Annotated in this window: 8 protein-coding genes; 6 read left to right on the top strand and 2 right to left on the bottom strand. The window is 43.5% G+C overall.

Features of this window, described 5'->3' with window-relative positions; genetic code table 11:
• Positions 1–247 precede the first annotated feature (247 nt).
• Positions 248–1,441, top strand: a complete 1,194-nt coding sequence (locus BN3769_RS02730; RefSeq protein ID WP_068467295.1) for a hypothetical protein — start codon at positions 248–250, stop codon at positions 1,439–1,441.
• 27 nt (positions 1,442–1,468) lie between these two features.
• Entirely contained in the window at positions 1,469–2,026 is a 558-nt protein-coding gene (locus BN3769_RS02735; protein WP_068467298.1) for a hypothetical protein, read from the top strand.
• A gap of 7 nt (positions 2,027–2,033) precedes the next feature.
• Here BN3769_RS02735 and smc read toward each other — a convergent pair whose 3' ends face one another.
• The gene (smc, locus tag BN3769_RS02740) at positions 2,034–5,582 is read right to left on the bottom strand and encodes a chromosome segregation protein SMC (RefSeq protein WP_068467300.1); all 3,549 of its coding nucleotides are present in this window, start codon (positions 5,580–5,582) and stop codon (positions 2,034–2,036) included.
• A 291-nt stretch (positions 5,583–5,873) separates the two neighbouring features.
• On the opposite strand from smc, the gene serS reads away from it, so the two are divergent.
• The 4 genes from serS (at position 5,874) to BN3769_RS02760 (ending at position 11,406) form a co-directional block, all read left to right on the top strand.
• Positions 5,874–7,151, top strand: a complete 1,278-nt coding sequence (gene serS, locus BN3769_RS02745; protein WP_068467302.1) for a serine--tRNA ligase — start codon at positions 5,874–5,876, stop codon at positions 7,149–7,151.
• A 751-nt stretch (positions 7,152–7,902) separates the two neighbouring features.
• Positions 7,903–8,868, top strand: a complete 966-nt coding sequence (locus BN3769_RS02750) for a hypothetical protein (RefSeq protein ID WP_068467303.1) — start codon at positions 7,903–7,905, stop codon at positions 8,866–8,868.
• A 193-nt stretch (positions 8,869–9,061) separates the two neighbouring features.
• Positions 9,062–10,090 (top strand): tRNA 2-selenouridine(34) synthase MnmH, encoded by a 1,029-nt coding sequence (gene mnmH / locus BN3769_RS02755; protein ID WP_068467305.1) that lies wholly within the window; start codon positions 9,062–9,064, stop codon positions 10,088–10,090.
• Entirely contained in the window at positions 10,087–11,406 is a 1,320-nt protein-coding gene (locus BN3769_RS02760; RefSeq protein WP_068467307.1) for a M18 family aminopeptidase, read from the top strand. Before mnmH ends, BN3769_RS02760 begins: the two co-directional genes overlap by 4 nt.
• 76 nt (positions 11,407–11,482) lie before the next feature.
• Here the strand turns inward: BN3769_RS02760 and BN3769_RS02765 are convergent, their stop codons facing one another.
• The gene (locus BN3769_RS02765; protein ID WP_068467309.1) at positions 11,483–12,871 is read right to left on the bottom strand and encodes a hypothetical protein; all 1,389 of its coding nucleotides are present in this window, start codon (positions 12,869–12,871) and stop codon (positions 11,483–11,485) included.
• Positions 12,872–13,106 lie beyond the last annotated feature (235 nt).

The following is a 13,106-nucleotide window of genomic DNA, read 5'->3' on the forward strand; positions in this document are numbered from 1 at the left end:
GCGTAAGTGTAGCGCAGAGAAACGATTTGTGACCAATAAAAAATAATTGAAGAAAAGGAGCAATCCGATAAGGGAACCATCGAATCTAGGCAGTTAATGGTTTTAGAACGATCTAAATCGAAAATAATTTAAAGCTTCCACACAAATTAGACCAATTAACCATCAAATTAAATTTAAATAATAAATTTATTTGAATTATGCTATACTATAATTATTACAAGACATTATTTTCAAATTAGGAGAATTAATGAATATTAATCCTAATTCATTAGTTAATTCTCAGGAATTAGCCGGTTTACAAGCACGGGGCATTACAGTTAAAGCTGATGCTCAACAAAAAATGGGAATTATTGAAGTAAACGGCAAGGCTTTTTCCGTCAAGCTCGCGTCCATTCAATCCGATCATCCCTTGGATGAGGCAGCGCTTACTCAATTAGCTGCCAAAGTCGCCTATATGCTGCTCATGAAAGATTTCTTTAAAGATGAATTTAGCGGAGCGCAGATCAATCGCGAAGGGATCAAAGATTTAAGGGACCACAAAATCGTTCCCCATCATGAAGAAGGGAAGGCAGATACGAGCGGCCACTACCAGGCAATCCAAAACTTCATTGGCCAAAGGCTATTAGGTAAAGAAGAAGAAGAGAAGCCGCCCCCTCTTCCACCAAGAGAAGACGAGCATTCCGTTCAAGAGGAGGAAAAACCGCTTTCTGGTGAACAACCAGTCCCCTTGCCGCCAAGAAGAGAGTTAGATACCTCTAAAGACGAAGTCTCTCCGGAAGCAGCGATTGAAAGCGGAGAGAAAGCGCAAGTTAAAGAATCTGTTGAAAAAAACACATTCGCTGTGGAAAACGAGCCACCCATTCAGCCCCCTGAAGAAGGGGTAAAAGAAACAGAAACGCCTCAGACGGGATTGAGTTCTACTCTTGCACAAATTCGTCAAGGCAATTTTAAATTAAAGGATGCGAAAAAACGCGAACTGGCGCCTCATACAAAACCACCTAGCAGCGAAACTCTCACTATTGGCGATATCCTCATAAAAGCTATTTCGAATGTTCCTAATCAAGAAGACACGGAAGATAGGGCGGAAGTCGATGAATTTGAAGATCAGCCTTCTCCGCCTATTAACAAGGAAGAGCCTGAGTCGGTCTATCTCAAAAATGTTGAGGAAAGCGACCATAGTGGGAAAAAGGAAGATCCATTAGAGGAAGGCCGCAAAGCGCAAATAGATCAAGAAGCAGAGAAAAAAAAGGAAATAAGCGAAGCAACGCGCAAACAAGAAGAAATTAAAAAAGAGACAAACGAGAAAGAGACGAAGCAAGAACACGAAGAGAGCATACAAAAACTTCAGCAAAAGCTTGCAAACGCTTTGTTTAATAGACGCCAAGCTATAGCAGATCCCGATGATCTCAGCGAGGAAGAAGAGGATATTTCGGATTTTTAATTAAAACCTTGAAATCATTTTAGAGCTATGAAGACATATTATCTGTTTGGCATGAAGCTTCTCAATATCGGCCTGAGCAAGCTCGCATTAAATAAATTTGCCTTTTTTTCCTCTTCCCAGCAAGAGGGATTTGCGAAGGCGTTAGAGGAGCTCCTGGGAATTTTCAACAAACCATTGGAAAGCTTTATGGGTGCTTGGCTGGTAGGAAAACTAGCCAAGGATTCCGGAGTCTCCCAAGCAACGATTGCAGAGGCTGGCGGGATTTTTTTTCCTCTAGCGACAGCCGTCCAAGCCGTAGCCCAAAAAGCTTTCGATGCCATGGGCTGGCAGCCAAGCCAATGGCGAAATTGGACGGAAAAGTCCTTAGTCATCATCAGCTCCGCCGCGCTTGCAGCCAAAATTGCCGTTGAGCTAGGCCTTGTCTCTTCCATCAAAATGGGCTTGCTCTCTGTCGCTAGTGCGGCGCTTTATGTGCTAGCGCCCCTTCTTCTTGTGCGCAGCGTAGCCGAGGCTGCCCGTTTGATGAAAAAATATCGGGACAAGCGTCAAATGGCTCCTTTAGCCATCCCCTTCAAGCCCCATTAAGCAAATATTAAACGATTGCCACTTCCGGCGTTGCCTCATGGGCGAATTCGAGCGAAAGCAGCTTTGAAACGCCTTTTTCCTCCATTGAAACCCCGAAAAGAACATCGCCTATCGCCATTGTGCGTTTATTGTGCGTGACAATCAAAAATTGGCAGCGGTCGATGAAATGCTTGACGACATTGACAAAGCGCTCCACGTTGGAGTCATCCAAAGGAGCATCGATCTCATCCAAGATACAGAAGGGAGCGGACTTTACTTCAAAAATGGCAAATAGAAGAGCAACAGCCGTCAAGCATTTTTCTCCCCCTGAGAGCAAGCTTATTGAGCGCATTTGCTTGCCCGGTGGCTTAGCGCTAATTTCGATGCCGGCCTCTAAAATATTATCCGTTTCGGTAAATTGCAGATCCGCTTCACCGCCATTGAACAGGATCTCGAAATTCTTTTTAAAATTGGATCGAATAGCCTCAAACGTCTCTTTAAACAATTTGCGGCTTTCCCCATCCAACTGGGTGATAATCTGCAAGAGTTCCTCTTTAGAGTGCTGCATGTCGCCCAGCTGCTGGCTTAAAAAATCATAGCGGACTTTTTGCTTTTCCAACTCTTCAATCGAGGTCAAATTGACATCCCCTGCCGCCTGCAAGGCCTGCCGTAAACTGCGGATTTGCTTTTCTGTCTGTTCAAGCGTTTTATCTAGGGGAAGAGGAAATTTGAGGATGTCTTCAATCGTCAATTGATAGCGCTCATATAATTCGCTGCTCAAAGCCTCTAAAGCAGACGCAATATGGGCTTCTTGGATTTTTAATTGGGTCAAATCGTTTTCCACTTTTTTGACCTTCTCGTAGTGTAAAGAGAACTCCTTTTCAAGAGCTTCCAGATCAGCCTTTAATGTTTCTCTTTCTTTTTCTAAAGCATTGCATCCCTCTGCAGACTCAGCCAACCTGTTTTCTATCGCTGCAAAAATTTGCTTGTGCTGTTCAGCCTTTTCCTTCAAAAGGGCTTGCTGATCGCCAGACTCCTCCAATTCCTCTGTCAAGCGCAGCACGTGAGCCTCATGGTCTTGTTCTTTTACTTCCAATAAGCGGGCTTGGTGCAAAAGTTGGTGCTTATTTTCCGATAATTGCCGATAGGTTTCTCCCTTTTCTTTCTGATCTTGCAATTGGATGCGCAAGGCCCCTTCTTGCTTATCCAATTCCACTTGAAGGACATCCCTTTCTTGCTGTTGCTGAATTAATTCTTGCCTCAAGACAAAGTGCTTGTCTTGCAGGTCTTTTAGCAGTCCTGCCTGTTGATCGATCAGCTGTTCGAGCTGGCTCCTATCTTTTTCATTTTGCTCTTGTTCAGCTTTGAGCTTTTCTTGGTCTCCAAGGGCACGTTGCACTCCAAAATTAACCTCTACGAGCTTCATTTCGTCGCGCCTTAGCATTTTATCCAATTCGGCTCTTTCCATTTGCAATTGGGCGCGGCGCTGCTGCAAGTGAAGCAACTTTTGCTCCAAGGCTGCCACTTGCCCTTCTTTATCGAGCAATTCCTCTTCTAACTGCTTTAATTCCGATTCACGCAAAAAGACTTGGTTTTCGCTGGGTTTCACTTTAAAGAACACCCCGCGATAATCAATGAACGCTCCTTGAACGCTCCATCCTTCGCGTTGTCCAATCGCTTGCAAAAGAGCGAGGGCTTCTTCATGAGAGGCCACTCTATCAACATTCTTCAAAAAATGTTCGGCAAGCGGATTAGAAGCTACGAATTTTAAGAAGCTTCCTTTATTTTCGATTTTGGAATTGCTTTGAAGTTTGTTTATCATTTCTATGCAAACCAAAGAGTAATCCTGAATCCCTTCTTTTTCAGCAAATTGGATTAAATGTTCGAAATCCGTTTGAGCGTCTACCACCAATGTTTGAGAATATAGGCGCAAGATAACTGCTAAAGCCTCTGCCGCTTCAGGAGAAGGAGAAAGGAATTCATAGAGAGGGCGTAATTTTTGATAAAAAAGGCTCGATTTATTTTGCGATTCTTGCAAAAGTCGCTTACTTCCGGAAGAAAAGCCCTCATGGTCTTCGCGCATACGCAAGAGAACTTTTTGACGAGCCTTTCCTTCCATAACTTTTCTGCGCAGGCCTTCCGCTTCCTTTTGCCTGGTTTCGTTTTCTTGAATCGACAGCTTCAACTCTTCCTCATATTGATCCAAACGATCTTTATGGGAATCAACAAGCGCAGCCACTTGCTGAAGATGCTTTCTTTTTTCTTGAAGAATTTGAGCCAACTGCGTCAGCTCTTCCACCAGTTCGCTTTTGCGTTTTTCCAGCTGCTTTTTTCTTTCTTGATTATTTTCCAAGCGCACTTCGGCCTGCTTGATATCGCTGACAAATTGATTTTCCTGCTGCAAAATTTTTAAATGCATCTGATGCTTGGCCTGCAAGTCTTGACGCATCTGAAGGACTTCTTTTTCTTTAAATTTAACTTTATCCTGCTGATGCGATAGCTTGGCCTCTATTTCCTTAAATTCTTCCTCCAGCATCTTTTGCTTTTGCTCGATCTCTTGAAGAGCCTTTACACGAGTCTGTTTGGCAAGCGCCAGTTCTTCTAGCTCTCTTTTGACCTTTTTCTCTTTTTGCTGGATCTCCTGCAGGCGTTGCTGCTGGGCTTGCTGATCGCGTAGAAGCAATTCTTTTTCATTTCGTACTGTAAAAAGCTCTTCATTTTTGGCCTTTAAATTTCTCTCATTCAGTTGAATGGCAAGCTTAATCTCTTCCCCTTGATTATGCTTCAATACCGACTCTTCCTGGCATTCCCTCAACAATTCCTGTTGCTTGAGCTGCTTATCGGCAATTTCGCCTCTTTTTTTGTCAAAGCTATTCCAACGAAGAGCGAAGGCCGCTTTTTCTAATCCTTCCAGCTGGGTTTTATTTTCTTTAAAAACAAGCGCTTTTTCAGCCTGCGCCTGAAGCGTTTGAATATGCTTTTCAACTTCTTGATGGATATCTTTTACGCGTGAGAAATTCAAATCAGCCTGCTCAAGCCTCTTGAGGGCTTCTTTTTTGCGTTGCAAGAAGCGTAAAATCCCCGCTGCCTCTTCAAAGATATGCCGCCTTTCTAGAGGCGTATAACTGATGACCTGATCTAATTTTCCCTGCTCGAAAATCGAGAAGGCGTTACGGCCAATTCCGGAATCCAAAAATAAGCTCTGAACGTCTTTGAGGCGTACAGGATTGCCATTAATAAAATACTCCGACTCCCCGCTTCGATGCAAGCGCCGCGTCAAGGTAATTTCTTCATAATCAATTGGCAAAGTGCCTTGCACCTCAGTCAAAGTCAAGGACACCTCGGCGAAATTCAGAGGCTTGCGCTGGCTTGTTCCGGCAAAAATAACATCAGGCATTTTATTGCCGCGCATGGATTTAGCAGACTGTTCCCCTAAAACCCAGCGAAAAGCATCGGCAATATTCGATTTTCCGCATCCATTGGGACCGACAATACAAGTAATCCCCTTGTCAAAATGCAAAATTGTTTTTTCGGCAAATGATTTGAATCCGATAAGAACAAGCTTTTTTAAGCGCACGCAAGACCTCCTTTATGCAACAGCAAATAGCATACAGAAGGAAGAATTCACAATCTAGCCTGATCCATCGGTTTAAGATATTTTAAAATTTCCTATAAAAGAAAGACGGCCTATGCAGCTAATAAATAAGAAGGGGAGCAATAAAACCTGTCGCCAAATTCATGGATTCAAGTTTTTATTAGAATCGATCCTTCTTTGCCTTAAATTCTTTCCTCCTTCTTAATTTCCTTTTTTTAAAGAATAGAGTTTTTTATAATTAAACAGGAATTAGACTTAAGAAAGGTTTCTTTTATGATTGACATTCGCTTGATTCGCAAAGACCGCCAGGCTATAGAAGCTCAGCTAAAAACCAAAGATCCTCAGATAGACCTCTCTTTGGTCTGTGAGCTGGATCATCAAATTCGAGAAGGGAAGACGCGCGTTGAACAGCTTAAGGCTAAGCGCAATGAAGCTTCCCAAAAAATCGGGGAACTCAAAAGAAGTGGACAAGACCCTTCCGAGTTAATGGCGCAAATTTCGCATTCCGCTGAAGAGATCCATACCCTAGATCATCAAATTAAAGAATGGGAAGAGCAATTTACAAATGAACTAGCTAAACTTCCTAACCTTCCCATGGACGACATTAAAATTTCTCAAGATCCAAAGGAAAACGTTGTCCTCAAAGAAGTCAAACAAAAACCCCATTTTGATTTTCCCTTTAAAAATCATGTGGAGCTCAATGAGCGCCTTCACCTTTTTGATTTTAAACGCGGCGCTAAAATAGCAGGAGCAGGATGGCCTGTCTATAAAGGAATGGGAGCACGGCTAGAATGGGCATTGCTTCAATATATGATAGAAACACATATTAAAAATGGTTTCATGCAGTGGATCCCTCCCCTCTTAGTGCGCCGTGAGATCATGTTCGGGTCCGGCCAGCTACCTAAATTCGATAATCAGCAATTCAAGATCAATGACGAGGATTATCATCTTTATTTAATTCCCACAGCAGAAGTTCCTCTCAATGGCATGCATGTGGATGAAGTGATCCCTACAGAGGAGCTGCCGGTAAAATACGTCGCTTATACGCCTTGCTTCCGTCGCGAAGCCGGAGCTGCTGGATCGCAGGAACGCGGCTTGATTCGCATGCATCAATTCAATAAAGTAGAAATGTTCTGCTTCACTAAACCTGAAGACAGCATGCAAATTTTTGACCAAATGATGGCCAGCGCCGAAGAAATTTTGCATGGTTTAGAACTCCATTACCGCAATGTCTTGCTTGTCACAGGAGATATGTCCTTTGCTTCTGCGCGCACGGTCGACATCGAAGTTTGGCTGCCAGGGCAAAATCGCTACTATGAAGTCTCCTCTGTCTCTAACTGCACAGATTATCAAGCCCGCCGCTCCAATATTCGCTTCCGCAGAGAAGATGGCAAATTGGATTTTGTCCACACCTTAAACGGCTCAGGACTAGCCACTTCTCGTTTAATGGTCGCTTTATTGGAAAATAACCAAGAGGCGGATGGATCGGTTCGCATTCCTTCTGTTCTACAGCGCTATGTAGGCGGACAGACAAAGCTGATCCCTTCTTAATAGGCGTCCACTAAAATCCGAGTAGCCTATAGAATAACTATAGGCCCTCGGATTTGACTTCAATTCTTTTAAAAGCTTTTTCCCTGTTTCTTGCTAGTTCCGTCCAACTAATCTAGTTTATCTTTTTGCTATAAGAAAATTAAAATTTGCTTATCCAATTTCTTGCAAAAAAGACAAAAGATTCTTTATAAGGCAATTCGGTTTTGTCAAAAGAGCTATTTCTTTTAATTGCCAAACCATTCAACTAATTTTTATGTCTGCTATAAATGCAATAGTTAGGATGATAATCACTTTGAAGAGGGATTGTCAAACTAGCTAAGTTGAAAAACAGTTAATTTAGATGGAATTTTAAACTAAGCGTTAATCTTTTGACAGAACTCCACTCTAACCTCTAGCGCAAATCAAATTTTTATGTTTTATAAATAGCTTAATATCAAGGCGCTAAAATAATAAAAATTTCCCGAAAAAAAACCTTTGACAGATAATTAAAAGATGGTTGATAGTGACGTCGAATTACGCAGAGTTTTGTTTACAGATTTGCAGTAATGCATTTTTTGTTGTTAACTTATCTTCATTCCCTTCAAAACTAGTTTTTGAAGTCTAAAAGCAAGATAGGCCAAGCAACAGTGGTTAGGAAGCAATATTATTTAGGACTAATCACAATTAGCTGTCCCTTGCCAGGCAAGTGTTTCAGCGAACAAAGCCAAGTGTGGAACTTTAAGGTAAACTTCAACGTTAACAAGGAAAAAATATGCGAAAGTGGATAACCTTCTTAATGACGTTTTTAGTAGGAGCAACTGCATCCTATGCCAACGCTAATATGGGGCAAGTAAATTTCGAAGCGGGCTATCGTCATGACAACATTAGCTGGAGACAGCATCATGGTGGAGCCTTTCATACAAACACAAGATTCAAAGATTTGGATATTTTCCAAATCGGCGTTAAAGCCAGAAGCATGGTAGGCTGCAACTTCTACGTTCGCGCAGCAGCTCACTGGGGCTGGATCTTAGACGGTGACTTTGAGCAATCCGTTTCTACGTTTGCAAGCACAGGCATCGGCAGCGCATTTTATGGCAGCTTCTCTGATGACATCGAATTCACAGCTCGCAGCCGCGATGTAATCGATGACAGATATGTTTACGATTTAAGCGCAGCGATCGGTTACCCATTCTACTTCTGCGATTGCACATTAGCTTTAGCTCCAGTTGTTGGTTATTCCTTCGATGAGCAAAATCTCCGCGTTCAAAACGATTCAGTTGACTTTACATCCGGTGGTTTTGACACATCCGTATTTTTCCCAGTTGTTGGAAGCGGCTGCTGCTGGCACAAGTTTACTAACAAGTGGTACGGACCTTTTGTTGGCGTAGATTTCGTCTATCGTCCATGCAACGAGTGCTGGAACCTCTATGCTGAAGTTGAGTACCATTGGGCACAATTTAAAGGTAAGAGCAGCCGTTCATTTAACGATGAGTTCAACCACCGCGCTAGAGATGCACACGGTTGGGTATTTGCTCTTGGTGCAGACTATGATTTCAGCAACTGCTGGACACTTGGTCTGTCTTTAAAATTCCAAGATTACAGAGCCAACAGACATCACAGACATCATCATAGCAGCTATGGCAGCGATGATTCAAGTTTCTTCGGCAGTGGAAGAGAAAGCAACAAGCATAAGTGGGATTCTTACGCTATCAACGTAACAGTTGGCCGCGATTTCTAATCTTGCTTGAGCATTCTATTAGTCGTATAGGGCAACTCTCTGGGTTGCCCTATGCGCTTTTCCTTTTCTTATAAGATTCATTGTCAATTAATCCCAAAACAGTTACGCTGAAGCCTTTAAGAGGCCTGATTTAAAGGAAGTTAGAGGATTTCTTAGAACTTTTTTTACTCGTTCCGTTTCATGGGATTGATCTATGCCCGTTTCGCTGTGTATCAAAGATTTTCTCTTATCCCCCGGCTCCATTTTGGATGTCAGAAGTCCGTCCGAATACAAGCAAGGCCATCTCCCCGGCTCTTTGTCTTTTCCGCTCTTTACCGATGACGAACGCGCCCTTGTGGGAACCCTCTACAAAAGGAAAAGCCGGCAGGAAGCGATCGAAGCGGGATTAGACCTCATGCAAGCTAAGCTTCCTTCCCTCATTAGCCAAGCCGATGCGCTATTGAATCAATCGAGCAGAGTTCTATGCTGGAGAGGCGGCATGCGCAGTGGGTTTATTGCCCGGTTCCTTGAAGCCTTGGGCTATTCTGCCGTCACTTTGCAAGGAGGCTATAAAGCTTTTCGACGCCATGTCATTCGCCTCTTTAATCAGTTAGCTGTCCACCCTCCGCGTTTTTTCATCCTTGGCGGTTTTACAGGCAGTGGGAAAACAGCTATTTTGCAAGTATTACGACAAGGTGGAGAACAAGTCGTCGATTTGGAGCAATTGGCCTGCCATCGCGGCAGTGTCTTTGGAGGAATCGATCTTCCTGAACAGCCCTCGCAAGAACACTTTGAGAATCAGCTAGCCTTTTCATTGGAACAATTCGATTGGACGCGTCCTATTTGGCTTGAAGACGAGAGCCGCCTCATTGGAAAGCGCCATCTTCCAACCGAGCTCTTCCAGATCATGCAACAGTCTCCCTTGTTCTTTTTAGACTGCCCTTTTGAAGAAAGACTGGACCATTTAATGCATCTTTACGGACAAGCTTCAACCTTTGATCTTTTAGAAGCGATCCGGCGCATTACCAAACGCTTGGGCAGCCAGTTAACCGGTGAGGTAAGCAATCTGATCAGGCAAGGGCATAAGCGCCAAGCCGTTCACCATCTTTTAACTTATTATGATAAGGCTTATCATTATCAATTAGCCAAGCGCCAGCATGTGTATTCTTTAACTGAGCCATGCGGTTCAATTGAAGAATGGGCGCTTCATTTACAAACTGCAGCCAAGCGAATATCCTTATGAATGACTCTCAAAATTCTTTAATTAAAGATCTAATGAGTTTCTTAGACGGCAATCCAACAGCCTGGCATGCCGTGGCCTCTATTGCAGAGAAACTACGAGACGCCTCTTTTACAGAACTCTCTCCGAGCCGAAGCTGGCACCTTGAAGCGGGAAAAGCTTATTTTGTCAGGCAGCACCATTCTTCCCTATGCGCTTTTATTCTGCCATCCGCAATGCCCTCGCGTGTGCGCCTGCTCGCTTCCCACACGGATAGTCCGAGCTTTAAGCTCAAACCCCAACCGGAGATACGCAAACATCAGTCCATTCTTTTGGGAGTAGAAGTGTATGGTTCTCCCCTTTTGACATCCTGGCTCAATCGCGATTTAGGCTTGGCGGGCCGGGTCATCTATTATGATAGCCAGCATCGCCTTCAAGAGAGTTTGGTGCGCTTAGACAAGCATCCGTTGACCATTCCTCAATTAGCCATTCACTTAGACCGCGAAGTCAATGAAAAGGGATTGCTTTTAAATAAACAAGAGCACTTGAATGTACTGGCAGGCTTAGAGAAAGACTTTCCCAAAGACCGTTCTTATTTAGAGGCTCTTTTGCGGGAAGAGATAGACTGCGAACAATTAATTAATTTTGATTTGCTGCTTTTTCCCTTAGAAAAAACGCGGTTGATTGGCTATCAGCAAGCCTTTTTAGCTTCTTATCGCATTGACAGTTTGTCCAGCGTGCATGCCATTTTAAATGCGTTCCTGTATCAGCCTTCACCTCTTGAAGAAGATATCCAGATGATGATTATATGGGATAATGAAGAAGTCGGATCAGGAACAGCTCAAGGAGCAGAATCTCCTTTCTTCAATCAAACTTTAGAGCGCCTTTTGCTTGCCCGCAATTTGGGAAGGGAAGACTATTTTAAAATCCTCAGCCGCTCTCATTGCGTTTCTGTCGATCTGGCCCATGCTCTGCACCCTAATTATGCCGAACGCCATGATGCCCAACACCAACCGATGCTTGGCCAAGGAGTGATCCTCAAAAGCAATGCTCAGCAACGCTATGCCTCGGATGCGCGCTCCTCGCTTCCCTTGCAGATTGCTGCAGATACAAACCGGATTCCCTTGCAGCGATTTGTCAGTCGCAATGATATGCCTTGCGGCACAACGATTGGACCGATTCAAGCCTCTATCTCTGGCATATCTACGGTAGATATTGGTTCCGGGCAGCTTTCTATGCATGCAAGCCGCGAACTGATTGCTTGCCAAGACCATCTCTGGCTATGTCAACTTTTGCAATCTCTTTTAAAGATGAAAGACTGGCCCGAATTGAATTCGTAGCCAGATAAAAAAAAGCGGCAGCTTTCATCGTATTTAAAATCGAATAAGCCGCCGCTTAAGAACTGAGTTTGCCTTTTTAAGCAGGACGATTCTCCAATTTTTTGCTAGGGTCATCGTAAGCGAATACTTGCGTAAAAACCTTAACGGGATCCAGCATACTTTCAATAGAGTGGCTTTGCCCAATATAGTTCAAGATTTCTTCTATTGTTTGTGCACGCTCATCTTGTGTAAGAAGGCCTGAATCTAATTGTCCTTTAATCAAGCTAAGTAGAGTCGCCGTCAACTGTTCCTGGGTTGTTTTTTGCTTGGAAGGATCCGGTCCAGCAATTGTGCCGTTTAGGATGTCGCGAAATTCTTGTGGCTCCATTCCGCCATATTTTCCTGATTGCACTTTGCCCACCTCAACAGAATAGAGCAAACTTAGGGCTACGCTTGCCAAAATCAATTTCAGCATGGTAGCCATGCGATTCTTCGCTTCTGTATTCATTTGGTCGGCCCCTTCCATCTTATTGACAAAAGTGACCATGATAAAAGCCGGATCGCTGACCATTTTAATGACATCTTTGGCAAAATTCTGCGCTGTCTCGACATGACTGTCGCGCTCCCGCTCTTTAATATTACTGACCGCTTCATCCCACGCATTGAAATAAATGGGAGGCATGACCATCAAATTGATCATGGGAATCACATCTTGCATGGCTATCTGCGGATAAACAGGCTGCAGGCGTTCGATCAGCTCAATCGGATTGCTAAAGGAATTGCCGCTCATTCCATTCACGGCAGGCGTTGTCATGTTTGTTGCAGTCAGAGCCAATCCCCCTCCTATAATTAAAGCAGCGGTCAATGGAATGACCACCGTTCGCGCTTGATCGCTAGGCGTTGACGTGTCATCAGGAATGTTCGCTGTGGGAGGGATGCGTTCCAAGACTTGAAGCCGGTCAATAGCGCCTAAAAACGTATAAGGCGGTTGATTCGCTACGGCGGGATTAGCGGCAGCGGCATTGGCGGAAGTCACATTTTGAATCCCCGATACATTGCCTTGCTGCTGGTCCCCTCTTATGCGAATTTGCTCTTTGTATTGATAGTCAGCAGAGTTTAGCATAGCCCGCACTTGATCCTCGATTTCATGAAGATTTTTTAACCAACCATCTAGGACTTCATTCGTCACTTCATCCATTTTTAGCTGTTCGCTTTTAAGAAGGTCGACAAAGGGCTTGCCGCTAGAATCAATAGAGGCAACGGCAAAGGCTAAATAATCTTGGTTATCGTTAGAGGGAGGAATTAAAACCGGAAAATTGGCAGGAGGAACGATTAAAGAAGCAATTGCTTCGCTTTTTTCGATAGTCGAAAGGCTGGACTCCTGTTTTTGATCCTTAGAAGACGTCGGTTCCACGCCAGGCAGAGAGGAAGGGCTTAAAATAGACCCATAAGAATAGTCGGGTATTTGGGAATTTAAATCAGACATAATTTTCCCCTTTCTAGTAATGACTTTTTACTCAAGCCTATATCGAAGCGTATGTAGATTGTTTTTTTCGACTGCGCCAAAGCCTCGGTATAACCTGGCCAAAAAGCCTAAATTCTGTCGAATAGAGCCATAAAATCAGTTATTTTACACAAACTCTCCATTCTACATTCTTATTATAACAGATTTAATTTATAAAAAAAATTATTTAGATTGCTTTATCTTAACTTGTCAAAGT

This window comes from Candidatus Protochlamydia phocaeensis (genome assembly GCF_001545115.1).
In the GTDB taxonomy this organism is placed as follows: Bacteria; Chlamydiota; Chlamydiia; order Chlamydiales; family Parachlamydiaceae; genus Protochlamydia_A; species Protochlamydia_A phocaeensis.

Bases quoted from the DNA above. Each gene is read 5' to 3' on its own strand.
- BN3769_RS02765 (WP_068467309.1), bottom strand. From the start codon at position 12,871: ATGTCTGATTTAAATTCCCAAATACCCGACTATTCTTATGGGTCTATT.
- BN3769_RS02730 (WP_068467295.1), top strand. From the start codon at position 248: ATGAATATTAATCCTAATTCATTAGTTAATTCTCAGGAATTAGCCGGT.
- BN3769_RS02735 (WP_068467298.1), top strand. From the start codon at position 1,469: ATGAAGACATATTATCTGTTTGGCATGAAGCTTCTCAATATCGGCCTG.
- BN3769_RS02750 (WP_068467303.1), top strand. From the start codon at position 7,903: ATGCGAAAGTGGATAACCTTCTTAATGACGTTTTTAGTAGGAGCAACT.
- BN3769_RS02760 (WP_068467307.1), top strand. From the start codon at position 10,087: ATGAATGACTCTCAAAATTCTTTAATTAAAGATCTAATGAGTTTCTTA.
- serS (WP_068467302.1), top strand. From the start codon at position 5,874: ATGATTGACATTCGCTTGATTCGCAAAGACCGCCAGGCTATAGAAGCT.
- mnmH (WP_068467305.1), top strand. From the start codon at position 9,062: ATGCCCGTTTCGCTGTGTATCAAAGATTTTCTCTTATCCCCCGGCTCC.